A 20,499-nucleotide genomic window follows, 5' to 3' on the forward strand; every position below is an offset into this window, starting at 1 on the left:
ATGGACAATGAGGCGAAACTCCGGGAATACCTCAAGCGAGCGACGGCCGATCTCCGGCGTACCCGGCAACGCGTCCACGACCTAGAAGAACAGAACCTGCAGCCGATCGCGATCGTCGGTATGAGCTGCCGGTACCCCGGAGGCGTGTCCTCGCCGGAGGACCTGTGGCGCCTGCTCGCCGAGGGCGGTGATCCGATATCCGAGCCGCCCGCCGAGCGCGGCTGGGACCTCGACAGGCTTCGGGATCAGCACGGCGACGCCGTGCCGCTGTCGCTGGCCGGTGGTTTCCTCAATGAAGCGGCGGACTTCGACGCCGGCTTCTTCGGCATCTCGCCGCGCGAGGCGCTGGGCATGGATCCGCAGCAGCGGCTGCTGCTGGAAGCGTCATGGGAGGCCGTCGAGCGGGCCGGAATCGACCCGATCGCGTTACGAGGCAGCCTGACCGGGGTGTTCGCCGGGGCGATGTCGTCCGACTACCGCGAGAGCCTGCCGCGCGACATCGACGCCTTCGGGCTCACCGGTACTGCCAACAGCGTGCTGTCCGGCCGGGTTTCGTACACGCTCGGCCTGGTCGGCCCGGCCGTGACGGTGGATACGGCCTGCTCGTCGTCGCTGGTCGCGTTGCACTGGGCCGTTCAGTCGCTGCGTACGGGCGAGTGCACGCTGGCGCTCGCCGGCGGGGTGACCGTCATGACGAGCCCCAGCACCTTCATCGAGTTCAACCGCCAGGGCGGCTTGTCGCCCGATGGGCGATGCAAGGCGTTCGCCGACGGCGCCAACGGCACGGGCTGGTCCGAGGGCGTAGGCGTCCTGGTGCTGGAGCGCCTGTCGGACGCGCAGCGCAACGGGCACCAGGTGCTCGCGGTGGTACGCGGGTCGGCCGTGAACCAGGACGGGGCGTCCAACGGTCTGACCGCGCCGAACGGGCCGTCGCAGCAGCGGGTGATTCGCGACGCCCTGGCCAACGCGCGGCTGTCGACGGCGGACATCGACGTGGTGGAGGCGCACGGGACGGGCACGGCGCTGGGCGACCCGATCGAAGCCGAGGCGTTGATCTCCACGTTCGGTGCGGACCGTGAGCGCCCGCTGTCGCTGGGGTCGATCAAGTCGAACATCGGTCACACGCAGGCGGCCGCCGGGGTGGCGGGGATCATCAAGATGGTCCTGGCGATGCGGCATGGGGTGCTCCCCAGGACGTTGCACGCGGACGCGCCGTCGTCGCGGGTGGACTGGGACTCGGGGGTGCTCGAGCTGCTGACCGGGGAACGGCCCTGGCCGGAGACCGGCCGTCCGCGCCGGGCGGGTGTGTCCTCGTTCGGAGTCAGCGGCACCAACGCTCATGTGGTGGTGGAGGAGGCGCCGCCGGCTGAGGTGGCGCCGCCCACGGCGGACATGCGTGTGCTGCCGGTGCTGGTGTCGGGACGGACAGGGGAGGCACTGTCCGCTCAGGCGGCGCGTCTGCTGGCGTACCTGGACGGTGTGCCCGAGACGTCTCTGGCCGACGTGGCCTTCTCGCTGGCGACGACACGGTCGGCCTTCGAGCATCGGGCGGCCGTTGTGGCCGCCGATCGTGCCGGGTTGCGCGAGGGTTTGGCGGCGCTGGCGGATGGGGGCGCCGCCGCCGGAGTGATCAAGGGCCATGGCAGGCAGGCCAAGCTCGCGATGGTGTTCACCGGTCAGGGGAGTCAGCGGGCGGGGATGGGCCGGGAGTTGTATGACCGGTTCCCGGTGTTCGCGGAGGCGTTGGATGAGGTGATCGGCGAGTTCGACCCGTTGCTGGATGGGTCGTTGCGTGAGGTCTTGTTCGCTGAGGCGGAGTTGCTGGATCAGACGGGGTGGGCGCAGCCGGCGTTGTTCGCGGTGGAGACGGCCCTGTTCCGGTTGGTTTCCTCGTGGGGTGTGCGACCGGATGCGCTGGTCGGGCACTCGATCGGGGAGATCACGGCGGCGCATGTGGCCGGGGTGCTCTCGCTGGCCGATGCGTGTGCGCTGGTGGCGGCTCGGGCGCGGTTGATGCAGGCGCTCCCTGCGGGTGGGGCGATGGTCGCGGTCCAGGCGTCCGAAGATCAGGTTGCTGATCTGCTGGTCGGGCGTGAGGGTGAGGTGTCGGTCGCGGCGGTCAACGAACCTGCCTCACTGGTGCTGTCCGGGGCCGAGGAGGCGGTCCTTGAGGTGGCGGCCGCGCTGGAATCTCAGGGGGTGCGGACGCGGCGGTTGCGGGTGTCGCATGCGTTCCATTCGCCGTTGATGGATCCGATGCTGGCGGATTTCCGGACGCTGGCGGGCAGGCTCGCCTACAACCCGCCGCGGGTTCCGATCGTGTCCACCCTGACGGGGGAGCCGGCTACGGCCGAGAGGTTGTGCTCGCCGGATTATTGGGTCGACCAGGTCCGTGGCGCGGTCCGTTTCGGTGACGCGGTGCGCGCTCTGCACGCTCAGGGGGTGCAGGCCTATCTGGAGCTGGGTCCGGATGGGGTGCTGACCGCCATGGCTGAGGATGTCCTCGCCGCTCACCCGGATGTGGTGGCGGTGCCGGTGCTGCGCAGGGACCGCGACGAGGAGTCCGCGGTCGTGTCGGCGCTGGGCGCCCTGCATGTGCGTGGCGTGGCGGTGGACTGGCGCTCGGTGTTCCCCGGCGCCGGCCAGGTTGAGCTGCCCACATATGCCTTCCAGCGGCAGCGGTACTGGCCGAGTCCCACCTCGGCCGGGGATGCCCGAGGGCTTGGCCTGACAGCGGCCCGGCATCCGCTGCTGGGGGCCTCCGTGGGGTTGGCGGACTCCGATGAGGCGCTGCTGACCGGAAGGTTGTCACTGGGGTCGCATCCGTGGCTGGCCGATCACGCCGTGGGCGGGATCGTGGTGTTCCCCGGCACCGGATTCCTGGAGCTGGCCATGCGGGCGGGCGACCAGGTCGGCTGCGATGTGGTGGCGGAGCTCACGCTCATCGCGCCGCTGGTGCTGGGCGAGCGGGACGCGGTCGCGGTTCAGGTGCGGGTGGGGCCCGCGGACGGCCAGGGCCGGCGTGAGCTGAGCATTCACGCCAGGCAGGACGATGCCGACGATTACGACGGCTGGGTACGGCACGCGGTCGGCGTCCTGGCGAGCACCGCTCAAGAGGAGCCCGGCATCGCGGACATGGCGGTGTGGCCGCCCTCGGGGGCGTCGATGATCGACGTCGAGGGGGTTTACGAGCGCCTGGCCGAGAGCGGGTTCCATTACGGACCGGCGTTCCAGGGGCTGCGGGCGGCCTGGCGGGGCGCGAGCGGTGAGGTCTTCGCCGAGGTCGCCCTGGGCGAGCAGGCGGCGTCGAACGCGGGCTTGTTCGGGGTCCATCCGGCTCTGCTGGACGCGGCGTTGCACGCGATGTCGTTCGTCGGGATGGAGGACGCGCAGCCCGGCCGGTTGCCGTTCTCCTGGGGCGGAGTGCGCCTGCACGCGGCCGGCGCGTCGGTGCTGCGCGTGCGGCTGGCCAAGGCGGGCGACGATTCGGTTTCGGTGAGCGCGGTGGACGCCGCCGGGCAGTCGGTGCTGTCGGCGAGGTCCCTGGTGCTGCGCCCGTTCTCGGCCGACGACCTTCCCGGCGGGAGCGGGCGGGACCCGCTGTTCGCCCTGGAGTGGACGGTGTCGCCGCAGCCGGCCCCGGCGGTGACCGGTGCGGTGGCGGTGCTGGGCGTGGGGGCTCTGGGTACGCTCTCGGCTTGGCGGCCCGGCGGGGATTTGCAGATCCACACGGATCTGGCGTCGCTGGTGGAGGCGGGGCCGGTGCCGGACGCGGTGCTGACGGAGGTGGTCTCGGATCCGGCGGCCGGGGTGGTGGAGTCGGCGCACGAGCTGGGCGCCCACGTTCTGGATCTGATGCAGCGGTGGCTGGCCGAGGAGCGATGCGGCGGCTCCCGCCTGGTGGTGCTCACCCGGGGTGCGGTGGTGGCGCGTGCGGAGGACTCGCTCACCGACCTGGCGGCTGCGACGGTGTGGGGTCTGGTCCGTGCCGCGCAGTCGGAGAATCCCGGCCGCTTTGTGCTGGTGGACGTGGACGAGGCGTCGGCGATGTCGGCGTTGCCCGGGGTGCTGGCCGGGACGGTGGCCGGGGTGCTGGCGTCGGCGGAACCGCAGGCGGCGATCCGCCACGGCGAGGTGCGGGTACCTCGCCTGACGCGGGTGGCGGCCGGCGGTGCCCAGGACGTATGGGACCCGGAACGGACAGTGTTGATCACCGGCGGCACCGGTGGCCTGGGGGCGTTGTTCGCCCGGCATCTGGTGGCCGAGCGCGGGGTACGGCATCTGCTGCTGGCCGGCCGCCGGGGCCTGGACGCGCCCGGCGCGGCGGAGTTGCGGGCCGACCTGATCGCCCAGGGCGCCGACGTCACGATCGCCGCCTGCGACATGGCCGACCGCGACCAGGTGGCGGCGCTGCTGGCGCGGGTGGACCCCGAGCACCCGCTGGGCGGGATCATCCACACCGCCGGCGTGCTGGACGACGGGACGATCCCGTCGCTCTCTCCTGCGCGGCTGGACGCGGTGCTGCGGCCGAAGGTGGACGCGGCCTGGCACCTGCACGAGCTCACCCGCGACCTGGATCTGGCCGCGTTCGTGCTGTTCTCGTCGGTGGCCGGCACCATGGGAGCTCCCGGCCAGGGCAACTACGCGGCGGCCAACACGTTCCTCGACGCGCTGGCCGGGCACCGGCGGGCCGAAGGACTGCCCGCGCTGTCGCTCGCGTGGGGGCCCTGGGCCCAGGACACCGGGATGACCGGCGCACTGGACGACGTCCAGGCACGGCGGATGACCCGCGCCGGGATGTTCGCGCTCACTCCGGACGAGGGCGTCGCGCTGTTCGGCGCGGCCCTCCGGGCGGGGGAGCCGGTCGTGGCCCCGGTCCGGATCGACCTCGCCGCGGTGCGGACGCATGGCGAGGTGCCGCACCTGCTCCGCGGGCTGGTACGAGCGCCGCGCCGGTCGGCGACGTCGCTGTCCGCGGCCGGTGGCAGCGCACTGGTACTCCGCCTGGCGGGAATGGAGCGCGCCGATCGTCTCCGGGTCGTGGTGGACCTGGTACGGGCCGAGGCGGCGCTGGTGCTGGCGCACGCCTCGCCGGAGACCGTGGACGTCCGGCGGGAGTTCCGCGAACTGGGCTTCGACAGCCTCACCGCGGTCGAACTGCGCAACCGGCTGAGCACGACGACGGGGTTGCGCCTGCCGGCCACGCTGGTGTTCGACCACCCCACGCCCGCCGTACTGGCGGAGTTCCTGCTGGACGAGGTGCTGGGCGAGCAGCACGACGTGGCCGTTCCCGCCGCCGTCACGCCGGTCGCCGACGACCCGATCGTGATCGTCGGGATGAGCTGCCGCTACCCGGGCGGCGTCGCCTCGCCGGAGGACCTGTGGCGGCTGGTGGCCGAGGGCCGTGACGCGATCACGGACTTTCCCGCCAATCGTGGCTGGGATCTGGCCGCGCTCTACCATCCGGACGCCGACCACGTGGGCGGCTCGTACACCAGACAGGGCGGTTTCCTGCACGCCGCGGCGGAATTCGACGCGGACTTCTTCGGGATGAGCCCGCGGGAGGCCATGGCGACCGACCCGCAGCAGCGGCTTCTGCTGGAGAGCTCGTGGGAAGCGGTCGAGCGGGCCGGAATCGACCCGGTCACGCTCCGGGGCAGCCGGACGGGCGTGTTCGCCGGGGTGATGTACACCGACTACAGCGGAATGCTCGGTGCGGCTGAGTTCGAGGGCTACCGGGGCACGGGCACCGCCGCGAGCGTCGTCTCCGGACGGGTGTCCTACACCCTGGGCCTGGTGGGCCCGGCGGTGACGGTCGACACCGCCTGCTCGTCCTCGCTGGTCGCGGTGCATCTGGCGACGCAGGCGCTGCTCTCGGGTGAATGCACGCTCGCGCTGGCCGGCGGGGTGACCGTGATGGCCACGCCCGGAGCGTTCGTGGAGTTCTCCCGGCAGCGGGGGCTGTCCCCGGACGGGCGGTGCAAGTCGTTCGCGGACCGTGCGGACGGGGTGAGCTGGGCCGAAGGCGTCGGGGTGCTGGTGCTCGAACGCCTGTCGGACGCCCGGCGCAACGGTCACCAGGTGCTCGCCGTGGTGCGCGGATCGGCGATCAACCAGGACGGAGCCTCCAACGGGCTGACCGCTCCGAACGGCCCCTCCCAGCGGCGGGTGATCCGCCAGGCCCTGGCCGGAGCGCGGCTCTCCCCGGCCGAGGTGGACGTGGTGGAGGGGCACGGGACCGGGACCACCCTGGGCGATCCGATCGAGGCGCAGGCGCTGCTGGCCACCTACGGCCGGGACCGGCCGGAGGGACCGCTGCTGCTCGGGTCGATCAAGTCGAACATCGGTCACACGCAGGCGGCTGCGGGTGTCGCGGGCGTGATCAAGATGATCATGGCCATGCGCCACGGCATCGTGCCCAAGACCCTGCACGTCGACGCGCCGTCCGCGCACGTGGACTGGTCCTCGGGCGCGGTGGAGCTGTTGACCGAGGCGCGGGAGTGGCCGGAGACGGGCCACCCCCGCCGGGCCGCCGTGTCGTCGTTCGGCTTCAGCGGCACCAACGCCCACCTCATCATCGAGCAGGACACCGGGCACGACGCCGTCGAGCGGACGCCGCCGATGGCAGGCCTGCCGCTACCGGTCTCGGGCAAGACGGAACAGGCGGTGCGGGAGCAGGCCGCGCGGCTGCTGTCCCACCTGGAAGGCCGTCCCGAGGCGGACCTGGCCGACGTGGCGTTCTCGCTGGCGACCACCCGTTCCCCGTTCGAGCACCGGGCCGCGGTGCTGGCCGGCGATCGTGCCGGGGCGCTGGCCGGGTTGCGGGCGCTGGCCACCGGCCAGGCGGCGCCGGGAGTCGTACGCGGCCGGGCCAAGGACGACCAGAAGACGGCGTTCCTGTTCACCGGCCAGGGCGCTCAGCGCGTGGGCATGGGCCTGGAGACGTACGAGCGGTTCCCGGTGTTCGCCGAGGCCCTTGACGGTGTGCTCGCGGCGCTGGCCCCTCATCTGGCTGTGGATCGTCCGCTGCGGGAGGTGCTGTTTTGTGACGCCGAGTTGCTGGACCGCACGGCGTACACGCAGCCGGCGCTGTTCGCCTTGGAGGTCGCGCTCTACCGGCTGGTGGAGTCGTGGGGTGTGCGGCCGGACGCGCTGGCGGGGCATTCGATCGGGGAACTCGTCGCTGCGCATGTGGCGGGGGTGTTGACCCTGGAGGACGCCTGCGCGCTGGTGGCCGCGCGGGGCCGGTTGATGCAGGCGCTCCCGGCCGGCGGCGCCATGGTCGCGATCCAGGCCGACGAGGAGGAGATCCTGGAGTCGCTGGCCGGGCGTGAGGACGAGGTGTCCATCGCGGCGGTCAACGGCCCGGCGTCGGTGGTGATCGCCGGAGTCGAGCCCGCGGTGCTGGAGGTCGCCGCGGGGTGGGCCGCCAGGGAACGCAGGACCAAGCGGCTGCGGGTGTCGCACGCGTTCCATTCACCGCTGATGGAGCCGATGCTCGCGGAGTTCCAGGCGGTCGCCGAGACGATCGCGTACGAACCCCCGCGGATCCCGGTGATCTCCAACGTGACCGGCGAGTTCGCCACGGACGAGCTGTGCTCACCGGCCTACTGGGTGCGGCACGTGCGGGAGGCGGTCCGGTTCCGCGACGGCGTGCGGGAGCTGCATCGGGCGGGCATGACCGCGTTCCTGGAGATCGGCCCTGACGGCGTGCTGACCGCGATGGCCCTGGACACCCTTCCCGCCGAGGCGGAGGCGCTGCTCCTTCCCCTGCTGCGCGGTGACCGCGACGAGAGCACCGCCCTCATGACCGCGCTGGCCGAACTGCAGGTGAACGGCGTACGCGTCGACTGGCCGGCCCTGCTTCGCGGAGCCCGCCGGGTGGACCTGCCGACGTACCCGTTCCAGCATGAGTCGTTCTGGCCAGAGATCCCCGCGAACGACACCGTCGCCGATCCGGCGGACGCGCGGCTCTGGGACGCGGTCGAGCGCGGCGACGCCGGGGACGTGGCCGCGATCCTCGGCCTGGGTAACGAGCACTCCTCCTCGCTGGACACCCTGCTCCCGGCCTTGTCGTCGTGGCGGCGGAGCCGGGGCGAGGCGTCGACGCTCGACTCCTGGCGCTACCTGGTCGAGTGGAAGCCCCGCCGTACGCCTCCGCTCGCCGTGCTGGCGGGCACCTGGCTGGTGGTGACCGCGGCCGGGATCGTGGACGGCGACGTGGTCGGCGCGCTGGACAGCCACGGAGCACACGTGGAGCGGCTCCTGTTGGAGGGGACGGACGTCGGCCGTGCCTCGCTCGCCGCCCGGCTCCGTGAGCTGGGCGAGATCTCCGGAGTGGTGTCGATGCTCGCGCCCGTCGCGGGCGGTGGCCCGGTGCCGAGCGGCCTCGCGCTCACGGTCACGCTCCTGCAGGCGCTCGGCGACGCGGAGATCGACGCACCGCTGTGGTGCCTCACCCGCGGCGCCGTGTCGGCCGCTCCCGGGGACAGGGTGACGAGCCCGGTCCAGGCGCAGGTGTGGGGCATGGGCCGGGTGGCCGCCTTGGAGCACCCGAAGCGGTGGGGCGGCCTGGTCGACCTGCCCGAGGTCGTCGCCGGGCGTGCCGCACTGGGCCTGGCGAGCGTGCTGGCGGGCCTGGACGGTGAGGACCAGGTGGCGGTGCGGGCGTCGGGCGTGTTCGGCCGGCGGCTGCGGCGTCATCCGGTCACCCCCGATCAGGTCGGCTGGGCAGCCGCGACCGGTGGGACCGTGCTTGTCACCGGTGGGACGGGTGCTCTCGGCGCGGCCACCGCGCGGTGGCTGGCGCGTGCTGGCGCCGCGCATCTCGTGCTGACCAGCCGGCGCGGCATGGCCGCCCCTGGCGCGGCGGAGCTGCGGGACGAGCTGCTCGCGCTGGGCGCCGAGGCGAGCATCGTCGCCTGCGACGTGGCCGATCGCGAGGCACTGGCCGGCGTGCTGGCCGCGATCCCGGCCGAACGCCCGCTCACCGGGGTCGTGCACGCGGCCGGCGTGGGCCAGGCCGTCGCGCCACTCGGGCAGGCGGACGCCGCCGAGTTCGCCGACGTGATGACGGCGAAGGCAGCCGGCGCCGCCAACCTGGACGGCCTGCTCGGAGACCGCGAGCTCGACTTCTTCGTGCTGTTCTCCTCGATAGCCGGGATGTGGGGCAGCGCGGGGCAGGGCGCCTACGCGGCCGCCAACGCCTACCTCGACGCGCTGGCCGAGCACCGGCGGGGGCGAGGTCTCGCCGCCACGTCGGTGGCCTGGGGCGCGTGGGCCGAAGCCGGCCTGGCCGTGGCGGACACCGTGGCGGACACCCCGGCGGACACCCCGGCGGACACCATGGCCGACTACCTGCTCAGACGTGGGCTGGCCCTGCTGCCGCCCGGCCTCGCGATCAGAGAGCTGAGCCGGGCGGTCAGCGGCCAAGACGCGGTGGTGACGGTCGCGGACGTCGACTGGGACCGGTTCTATCCGATCTTCACCTCGGCCCGGCCCAGCCACCTGTTCAGCGAGCTCCCTGAGGTCAGGGCACAACTCGCGAGCGCGGACAAAGCAGCGACCTCCGACGACCCCGAGTTCGTCGCGCGGCTGCGGCAGCTGACCGAGAAGGAGCAGCGGCGCGGGCTGCTGGATCTGGTGCGCACCGAGGTGGCGGCCGTGCTGCGGCACGCGTCGGCCGAGGCGGTTTCCGAGCGGCGCGCCTTCCGCGAGATGGGGTTCGACTCACTGACCGCGGTGGAGCTGAGAAAGCGGCTGGTCGCGACGACCGGCCTGGCGTTGCCGAGCACGCTGGTGTTCGATCACCCGAACCCGGCCGCGCTGGTGGAGTTCCTCCGGTCGCAGGTCGTGGGCTCGGCGGACGCGGACGTCGCCGGGGTCCCGATGGCGGCCCACACCGACGAACCGATCGCGATCATCGGGATGGCCTGCCGTTTCCCCGGCGGCGTGGGCTCTCCAGAACAGCTGTGGGAACTGGTGACCGGCGAGATCGACGCGATCTCCGGGTTCCCCGCCGACCGGGGCTGGGACGCGGGGGGGCTCTACGATCCCGACCCCGATCACTCCGGCACGACCTACTCCGTCGAGGGCGGGTTCCTGCACGACGCCGGTGACTTCGACCCCGGATTCTTCGGGATCTCCCCGCGCGAGGCGCTGACCATGGACCCGCAGCAGCGGCTGCTGCTGGAGACCGCATGGGAGGCCATCGAACGGGCCGGGATCGCCCCCTCGTCGCTGCACGGCAGCACGACCGGCACGTTCATCGGCTCCAGCTACCAGGAGTACGGCTCGGACGCCGCCGACGCCGAGGGACACCAGGTCACCGGCTCCAGCCCGAGCATCCTGTCCGGCCGGTTGTCGTACGTGCTCGGCCTGGAAGGGCCCGCGGTCACGGTCGACACGGCGTGCTCGTCGTCGCTGGTGGCGCTGCACCTGGCCTGCCAGTCGCTGCGCAACGGGGAGAGCTCCCTCGCCCTGGCGGGCGGCGCCACGGTGATGACCACCCCGGCCGCCTTTGTGGCGTTCAGCCGCCAGCGGGCCCTGGCCGCCGACGGCCGGTGCAAGGCGTTCTCCGACTCGGCCGACGGGATGAGCCTGGCGGAAGGGGTCGGCCTGCTCCTGGTGGAGCGGCTGTCCGACGCGCGGCGCAACGGCCACCCGATCCTCGCGGTGGTGCGTGGTTCCGCGGTGAACCAGGACGGCGCGTCCAACGGACTGACCGCGCCCAACGGCCCCTCCCAGCAGCGGGTGATCCGGCACGCGCTGGCGAGCGCGCGGCTGTCCCCGGCCGAGGTCGACGCGGTCGACGCGCACGGCACGGGTACGGCCCTGGGCGACCCCATCGAGGCCCAGGCCCTCCTCGCCACGTACGGGCAGGGCCGGGAGCGCCCGCTCCTGCTCGGATCGATCAAGTCGAACATCGGCCACACCCAGTCCGCGGCGGGCGTGGCGAGCGTCATCAAAATGGTCATGGCCCTGCGGCACGGCCTGCTGCCGAAGACGCTCGGGGTGGGCACGCCCTCGTCCCACGTGGACTGGACGGCGGGCGCGGTCGAACTGCTGACCGAGGCCACGCCGTGGCCGGAGACCGGACGGCCGCGCCGGGCCGCCGTGTCCTCCTTCGGGATCAGCGGCACGAACGCCCACACGATCCTCGAACAGGCGCCGACCGGCGACGTCGCGCTCGCCGGTCCCGGTGCCGATGCGGGTCCCGGCGCCGATGCCGCCACGTCCGGTGCCGGGATGGTGCCGTGGGTGGTGTCGGGCCGGACGGCGGAGGCGCTGCGCGGGCAGGCACGGCGGCTGGCCACCCGCGTAGCCGACCGCGGTGAGCTGGAACCGGCCGACGTGGGCTTCTCGCTGGCGACGTCGAGGTCGGTGTTCGAGCACCGCGCGGTCGCGGTGGGCGGTGACCGCGACGCGCTCCGCGCCGCCGTCCAGGCGGTGGCCGCGGGCGAGCCGGCGCCGGGCGTGGTCCAGGGCATGGCGGACGTCGAGGGCGCGACGGTCTTCGTGTTCCCGGGGCAGGGCGCGCAGTGGGCGGGCATGGGCGCTCGGCTGCTCGAGCAGTCCCCGGTGTTCGCCGAGCGCGTCGCCGAGTGCGGCCTGGCCCTGAGCCGGTACGTCGACTGGTCGCTGCTGGACGTGCTGCGCCAGGCGGAGGGCGCGCCGTCGCTGGACCGGGTGGACGTCGTACAGCCGGTGTCGTTCGCGGTGATGGTCGCGCTGGCGGCGATGTGGCGTGCTCATGGAGTCGAGCCCGACGCGGTGATCGGGCATTCCCAGGGCGAGATCGCCGCCGCCTGCGTGGCGGGCGCCCTGTCGCTGGACGACGCCGCCCGAGTGGTGGCGGTACGCAGCCAGGCCATCGCGCGGTCGCTGGCCGGCGCCGGCGGGATGCTGTCGATCTCGCTGCCGCCGCAGGACGTCGCCGAGCGGCTGCGGCCCTGGGACGAGCAGATCTCGATCGCGGCGGTGAACGGACCGCGCACGGTCGTGGTGGGCGGCGATCCCGGCGCGCTCGACGAGCTGTCGCGGCGGCTGACCGAGGAGGGCGTGCGGGCCCGGCGGGTCGCGGTCGACTACGCGTCGCACTCCGCCCACGTCGAGCCGCTCCAGCATGAGCTGCCCCAGTCCCTGTCGGCGATCCGGCCGCAGCGGGCCGAGGTGCCGTTCCTGTCCACGGTGACCGGGGACTGGCTGGACGGGACGGAGCTGGACGCGGACTACTGGTACCGCAACCTGCGGCGGACCGTCCGGTTCGAACCCGCGGTGCGCCGCCTGCTGGCCGCTGGGCACCAGGCGTTCATCGAGGTCAGCCCGCACCCGGTGCTGACCGGCGCGATCCAGGAGACGGCCGAGGACGCCGGTGGGAGCACGGTCGTCGCCGGGACGCTGCGCCGCGACCAGGGCGGCGCGGAGCGCTTCCTGACCTCCCTGGCGGAGGTGTTCGTGCGCGGTGTGCCGGTCGACTGGCGAGCCGCCTTCGACGGCACGGGCGCCCGCCCGGTGGAGCTGCCGACGTACGCCTTCCAGCGCGAGCGGCTCTGGATAAAGCGCGCCGAAGCGCCGGCGACGGGCGCGACGAACCCGGCGGACGAGCGGTTCTGGGCGGCGGTGGGGCAGGAGGACCTGGACTCGCTGGCCTCGGAGCTGGACGTGGCCGCACCGGCGCTGGCCGAGGTGGTCCCTGCGCTGTCCTCCTGGCGGCGCAGGCAACGGGCCCGGTTCACGGCCGACTCCTGGCGCTACCGCGTAGTGTGGCGACCGGTGACCGATCTCGTCGCCACCCCCCTGTCGGGCACGTGGCTGCTCGTCACCACCGACGGCGTCGCGGACGAGGACGTTAAGGAAGAGGATGTCGCCGACACGCTCACCGCGCACGGCGCAGAGGTCCGCAAGGTCGTGCTCGATGAGACGTGCCTCGATCGCGCTGTGCTGACCGGCATGCTGAGCCAGGAGGAGCACGTCTCCGGCGTCGTGTCCCTGCTGGCCCTGGCCGAACAGCCCACCGAACGGCACCCGGAGCTGGCCACCGGCCTGGCCCTGACCGTCGCGCTCGTCCAGGCCCTGGGCGACGCGGACATCGACGCGCCGCTGTGGTGCCTCACCCGTGGCGCGGTCTCCACCGGCCGGTCGGATCCGGTGACCAACCCCGTCCAGGCCCAGGTCCACGGCGTGGGCTGGACGGCCGCATTGGAGCACCCGCGACGGTGGGGCGGCCTGGTCGACCTCACCGGGACGCTCGACCAGCGCGCGGCGCGGCGCCTGGCGAGCGTCCTCGGGGGCGCCGGCGGCGGCGAGGACCAGCTGGCGATCCGGCCCTCCGGAGTGTTCGCCCGGCGCGTGGTGCCGGCCCCGTCGCCCGCCGACCCGGCGCCCGCCTGGACGCCACGCGGGACCATCTTGGTGACCGGGGGCACGGGAACGCTCGCCCCGCACGTGGCCCGCTGGCTCGCGGCCCAGGGAGCCGAGCAGCTGGTGCTGGTCAGCCGCCGCGGCATGGACGCCCCCGGCGCGGCCGAACTGCTGGCGGAGCTGACCGAGCTGGGCACGACCGCCACCGTGGCGGCCTGCGACGTGTCCGATCGCGACGCGCTCGCCAACCTGCTCGCGCGGTTGCGGGCGGAGGGCCACGCCGTCCGCACGGTGGTGCACGCCGCCGCCTCCATCCAGCTGCACGCACTGGAGGACACCAGTATCGAGGCGTTCGCCGAGGTGGTGCGGGCCAAGGTCGCCGGCGCCCGCCACCTGGACGAACTGCTGGACGCCGACGAGCTCGACGATTTCGTGCTGTTCTCCTCGACGGCGGGGATGTGGGGCAGCGGGCGGCACGCGGCGTACGTCGCGGCCAACGCCTACCTCGGCGCGCTGGCGGAGAACCGGCGCGCCCGCGGGCTGCCGGCCACCTCGATCTCGTGGGGCATCTGGTCGGACGACCGCGAGCTCGGGCGGGTCGATCCCGAGCAGATCCGGCGCAGCGGTCTGGTGTTCATGGAGCCGGACCTGGCGCTCGAAGGGTTCCGGCACGCGCTGGCCGGCGCGGAGCCCGTGCTGGCGATCGCCGACATCGACTGGGAGCGGTACTTCCCGGTCTTCACCTCCGTACGGCCGAGCCCGCTGTTCAGCGAGGTGCCTGCCGTACGGCGGCTGGCCGAGACCGCCGAGCGGCCGGTCGGCGCCGCGGGCGCGGGGGAGTTCGTCACCCGGCTACGCGGGCTGCCTGCGGCCGAGCGGGACCGCCTGCTGCTGGAGCTGGTGCGCGCCCAGGCGGCGACCGTGCTCGGGCACGCCTCAGCCGACGCCCTCGCCGAGCGGCGCGCGTTCCGCGACCTGGGCTTCGACTCGGTGACCGCGGTCGACCTGCGCAACCGGCTGGCGGCCGCCACGGGCCTGACCCTGCCGAGCACGCTGGTGTTCGACCACCCGAACCTGGCGGCGCTGGCGGAGTTCCTGCGCGCTGAGATCGCCGGGGCGCAGGCCGGACCGGCGGCCGTGGCAGGCCAGGGACGGGCCGGCTCGGACGAGCCGATCGCGATCATCGGGATGGCCTGCCGCTACCCGGGCGGGGTCCGATCGCCGGAGCAGCTGTGGCGGCTCGTGGCCGCCGGGGTCGACGCGATCTCCGAGTTCCCCGGCGACCGCGGCTGGGACGCCGAGGAACTCTACGACCCCGACCCGGACCGGACCGGGAAGACGTACTCCACGCGGGGCGGCTTCCTCTACGACACGGCGGAGTTCGACGCGGACTTCTTCGGGATCTCGCCCCGCGAGGCGCTGGCGATGGATCCGCAGCACCGGCTGGTGCTGGAGACGGCATGGGAAGCCGTCGAGCGGGCCGGGATCGCCCCGTCGTCGCTGCGCGGCAGCGTGACCGGCACCTTCATCGGCTCCAGTTACCAGGACTACGCTCTGGCGATGGCCGGCCAGGGGGAGGGCCTGGAAGGCCACCTGGTCACCGGCACCGTGCCGAGCGTGCTGTCCGGCCGGGTGGCGTACCTGTTCGGTCTTGAGGGCCCGGCCGTCACGCTGGACACGGCGTGCTCGTCGTCGCTGGTGGCGCTGCACCTGGCCTGCCAGTCGCTGCGCGACGGTGAGAGCTCGCTGGCGCTGGCCGGTGGGGTGACCGTGATGTCCACCCCCGACGCCTTCATCGGGTTCAGCCGGCAGCGGGCCATGGCCCCCGACGGCCGCTGCAAGGCGTACGCCGATTCGGCGGACGGGATGAGCCTGGCCGAAGGTGTCGGCCTGCTGCTGGTGGAGCGGCTGTCCGACGCCGAGCGCAACGGGCACCCGATCCTCGCGGTCATCCGCGGGTCGGCGATCAACCAGGACGGCGCGTCCAACGGGCTGACCGCGCCGAACGGGCCGGCGCAGCAGCGAGTGATCAGGCAGGCGCTGGCCAACGCCGGGGTCGCACCGGCGGAGGTCGACGCCGTGGAGGGGCACGGGACCGGCACGGCGCTGGGGGACCCGATCGAGGCGCAGGCGCTGCTCGCGACCTACGGCCAGGAGCGGGATCACCCGCTGTGGCTCGGCTCGGTCAAGTCCAACATCGGGCACACCCAGATGGCCTCCGGCCTCGCCGGAGTGATCAAGATGGTCATGGCCATGCGGCACGGCCTGCTGCCGAAGACGCTGCACGTGGACACGCCGTCGTCGCACGTGGACTGGTCCACGGGCGCCATCCAGCTGCTCACGGAGCCGAGGGAATGGGTGCGCGCCGGACGCCCGCGCCGGGCCGCGGTGTCGTCGTTCGGACTCAGCGGCACCAACGCCCACGCGGTGCTGGAGGAGGCGCCGCCCGCGGCCGCACGGGTGGGGCGGGCCGAGCCGGTCGTCGTCCCCGTGCTGGTGTCGGGCAAGGACGCGCGGGCCCTGGCCGCCCAGGCGGAACAGCTGCTGGCCCTGCTCGCGGAGTCCCCCGAGCTCCACCTCACCGACCTCGCGCACTCCCTGGCGACCACCCGGTCGCACCTCGACCAGCGCGCGGCGCTGGTCGGACGGGAACGCGAGGAGATCATCGTCGGGTTGCGGGCACTGGCCGAAGGCGCCGGCGTTCAGGAGGCCGTCGTCCACGGTTCCCTGGCCTTCATGTTCACCGGCCAGGGCGGCCAGCGCGCGGAGATGGGCCGCGAACTGTACGGTCGCTTCCCGGCGTTCGCCGACGCGCTCGACCAGGTGCTGTCCCACCTGGACGCGCACCTGGACCGCCCGCTGCGGGAGGTGCTGTTCGCCCCGGCGGGCACGGCGGACGCCGCCCTGCTGGACGAGACGGGCTACACGCAGCCGGCGCTGTTCGCCTTCCAGGTGGCCGTGTTCCGCCTGCTGGAGTCCTGGGGCGTCAGGCCCGGCCACCTCATGGGACATTCGGTCGGGGAGATCGCCGCGGCGCATGTCGCGGGCGTGCTGTCCCTGCCGGACGCCTGCGTCTTGGTGGCCGCCCGCGCCCGGCTGATGCAGGCGCTGCCCGCGGGCGGGGCGATGGCCGCCGTCCAGGCCGGCGAGGAGGAGGTGCTCCCGCTGCTGGCCGGGCGCGAGGAGCTGATGTCGATCGCGGCGGTCAACAGCCCGGTGTCGCTGGTCGTGTCCGGCGAGGAGGACGCCGTCCTGGAGATCGCCGCGCACTTCGCGGCCCAGGGGCGCATGACCAGGCGGCTGCGGGTCTCCCATGCCTTCCATTCCCCGCGGATGGACGCCATGCTCGAGGACTTCCGCCGGGTCGCGCGCGGCCTGTCGTACGCGCCGCCGGAGATCCCGATCGTGTCGAACGTGACCGGCGAGCCGGCGACCGCGGAGCTGCTCTGCTCCCCGGACTACTGGGTGGAGCACATCCGGCGGCCGGTCCGCTTCGGCGACGGCGTGCGCGGCCTGGCCGAGCAGGGCGTCGTCACGTTCCTCGAACTCGGCCCCGACGCCGTGCTCACGGCCATCGCCGCCGACTGTCTCACCGACCGCCCCGGCGTCCAGACGGTGCCCGTGGCGCGCCGGGACCGGGCCGAGGAGCAGGCCGTCACGGCGGCGGTGGCCCGGCTGCACGTCCGTGGCGTCGACGTGGATTGGCGCGGGTTCTTCGCCGGCACCGGCGCCGAGGCGGTCGACCTGCCGACGTACGCCTTCCAGCGCCGGCGGTTCTGGCCGGACGCCAAGGTGGCCGCCGTACCCGCGTCGTCCGATGCCGTGGACGGCTGGCGGTACCGGTCCGTCTGGAAGCCGCTGCCCCGGCCCGCGTTCACCACGCCGACGCCGGCCCGGCTGCTCATGGTGGTGCCCGCCGGGCAGGCGGGTGAGGAGTGGGTGACGTCGCTGGCGGGCGCGCTTGGCGCGGAGGCCGATCTGATCGAGGTCCGCGAACCCGATCGGGAGGCGCTGGCCGCGCGGATACGGGAGCTGTGCTCCGCCGGACCCCTGCCCACCGGGATCGTGTCGCTGCTGGCCCTGGACGAGCGGGACATGGCAGAGCATCCGGGGGTCCCCACCGGTCTGGCGCTGACGGTCGCGCTGGCGCAGGCGCTCGGCGACGCCGGGACCCCGGCGCCCTTGTGGTGCGTGACCCGCGGCGCGGTGTCGGTGGGGCGCTCGGAACAGGTGTCCCGGCCGGTGCAGGCCGCCGTGTGGGGTCTCGGCCGGTCCGTGGCGCTGGAGCAGCCGCGGCTGTGGGGCGGTCTCGTCGACCTGCCGGAGAACCTCGACTCCGTCACGATCTCCCGCCTGGTGGACGTGTTGTCCGGCCCTATGGGCGAGGACCAGATCGCCGTTCGCCCCTCGGGGGTCTTCGGCCGCCGCCTGGCGCACGCTCCGCTCGGCGCGGACACCGATGACGCCGAGCCGTTCGGTGCGGGCACCGTGCTGATCACAGGAGGCGCCGGTGGCCTCGGCTCGCAGGTCGCCCGCTGGGTGGCCGGCGCCGGTGCCGCGCACGTGCTGCTGGCCGGCCGCCGTGGACCCGACGCGCCGGGCGTGGCCGAACTGCGGGACGAGCTGGCCGCCCTCGGCGCCCATGTCAGCGTGGTGGCCTGCGACGTCGCGGATCGTGCGGCCGTGGCCGCGATGCTCGCCGGGATCCCGGGGGACCTGCCCCTGACCGCGGTCTTCCACGCGGCGGGTGTGGTCGACGACGGGGTGCTGGACGGGATCACGCCGGAGCGTCTCTCCTCGGTTCTGCGGTCGAAGGCGGTCGGCGCGCTCAACCTGCACGAGCTGACCGAGCACCTGGACCTGCGGGCGTTCGTGCTGTTCTCGTCCACGTCCGCCACCTTCGGCTCACCGGGGCAGGCCAACTACGCCGCCGCGAACGCCATGCTCGACGCGCTGGCGGAGCACCGGCGTGCCCGGGGGCTCGCGGCGACGTCGATCGCCTGGGGGCCGTGGGCCGGGTCCGGCATGGCGGCGGACGACGTCGTGGCGAACCGGCTGCGCCGGGCCGGCCTGCGGATGCTGCCCCCGGGCCTGGCGGTCCGCGCGCTGGAGCGGGCGATGGGGCACGGCGACACGACCGTGACCGTCGCCGACGTCGACTGGTCCCGATTCGTTGGCGCCTTCGGGGCGATCCGGAACAACCCGCTGGTGAGCGACCTGCCGGAGCTCGCCACCGTCGCCGGGCCGGACCTGGCCGGCACGGCGGAGCCGGCGTTCCGGCTGCGGCCGGCCGATCTGTCCCCCGCCGAGCAGGGCCGGGCCGTCCTGGACCTGCTGCGCGGCATGGTGGCCAAGGTGCTGGGACACGACGGCGCCGACGGCATCGCGCCGGACCGGCCGTTCCGGGATCTGGGCTTCGACTCGCTGACCACCGTCGAGCTGCGCAACGCGCTGGCGGCGGCGACGGGGCTGACCCTGCCCGCGACGCTGCTGTTCGACTATCCCACCCCGAGCGTGCTGGCGGACTTCCTGCTGGGCGAGCTGTCCGGCTCGACGCCGCGCACTGAGCCGGTGCCGGCCGTTCGGGCCCAGGCCGAGGACGGCGATCCCATCGTGATCGTCGGCATGAGCTGCCGGTTCCCCGGCGGGGTGAGCTCCCCCGAGGATCTGTGGCGGCTGCTGGCGGACGGTGGGGACGGCATCTCCTCCTTCCCCGACGACCGGGGATGGGACCTGGAGGCGCTCGCCGCGGGGATGTCGTCCACGAGCATGGGCGGGTTCCTCAGGGACGCGACCGAGTTCGACGCCGAGTTCTTCGGGATCTCCCCACGCGAGGCGCTGGCGATGGACCCGCAGCAGCGGCTGGTGCTCGAGGCGTCCTGGGAGGCGCTGGAACGGGCCGGCATCGACCCCGCGGGTCTGCGCGGCGGCGACGCCGGAGTCTTCGTGGGCACCAACGGCCAGGACTACGTCGCCGTGCTCAAGGGCTCTGACGCGGATGTGCAGGGCCACGTGGCCACCGGTACCACCGCGAGCGTCATCTCCGGGCGGCTGTCCTACACGCTGGGTCTTGAGGGCCCCGCCATCACCGTCGACACCGCGTGCTCGTCCTCCCTGGTCGCCCTGCACTGGGCCACGCAGGCCCTGCGCGGCGGCGAATGCTCGCTGGCGCTCGCGGGCGGTGTGTCGGTGATGTCGAGCCCGGACTCGTTCGTCGAGTTCAGCGTCCAGGGGGGTCTGGCCCCCGACGGGCGGTGCAAGGCGTTCTCCGACACGGCGGACGGCACGGGCTGGTCCGAAGGTGTCGGCATGTTCGTGCTCGAACGCCTGTCGGACGCCAGGACCAACGGCCATCCGATCCTCGCCGTCGTACGCGGGTCGGCGATCAACCAGGACGGCGCGTCCAACGGTCTCACCGCGCCGAACGGCCCGTCGCAGCAGCGGGTGATCCGGCAGGCACTGGCCGCGGCGGGGCTGGCACCGGCCGAGGTCGACGCGGTCGAGGCGCACGGCACCGGCACGGCGCTCGGCGACCCGATCGAGGCCCAGGCCCTGCTCGCGACCTACGGCCAGGAGCGGGATCACCCGCTGTGGCTGGGGTCGATCAAGTCCAACCTCGGCCACACGCAGGCGGCGGCGGGCGCCGCCGGTGTGATCAAGATGGTGCTCGCCATGCGGCACGGCATGCTGCCCAGGACGTTGCACCTCGAGGTGCCGTCGTCGCATGTGGACTGGACGTCCGGGGCCGTCGAGCCGCTGACCGAGCCCCGGGAGTGGTCGCGGAACGGCCGGCCGCTGCGGGCCGGCGTCTCCGCCTTCGGGATCAGCGGCACCAACGCCCACGTCATCATCGAGCAGGCGCTCCCGGACGAGCGGTCCGGCGAGCGCTCCGGGGATCGGACGCCTCCCGCGGTCGTGCCGTGGGTCGTCTCCGGCCGTACCCAGGAGGCGCTGCGAGCCCAGGTCGAGCAGGTCCTGGCCGCCACGCGCGACCTCGACCCGGTGGACGTCGGCTACTCGCTGACGAGCAGGTCGATGTTCCGGCACCGCGCGGTGCTGCTGGCCGGCGCCGACGGGGTGGCGGAGATCGCGCGTGGCGAGGCCGCCGTCGTCGCGGGCGGATCGGCGATGCTGTTC

Annotated in this window: 1 protein-coding gene (only partly in view); it reads left to right on the forward strand. The window is 73.7% G+C overall.

Annotated features, from left to right (window positions below):
- Nucleotides 1-20,499 carry the 5' portion of a type I polyketide synthase gene (locus tag Aple_RS04210; protein WP_155343099.1) on the forward strand. It continues 7,650 nt past the right edge of the window, so only the first 20,499 of its 28,149 coding nucleotides appear in the window; it begins with the start codon at nt 1-3; its stop codon lies beyond the right edge, outside the window.

Origin of the sequence: Acrocarpospora pleiomorpha, assembly GCF_009687885.1 — a bacterium.
In the GTDB taxonomy this organism is placed as follows: domain Bacteria; phylum Actinomycetota; class Actinomycetes; order Streptosporangiales; family Streptosporangiaceae; genus Acrocarpospora; species Acrocarpospora pleiomorpha.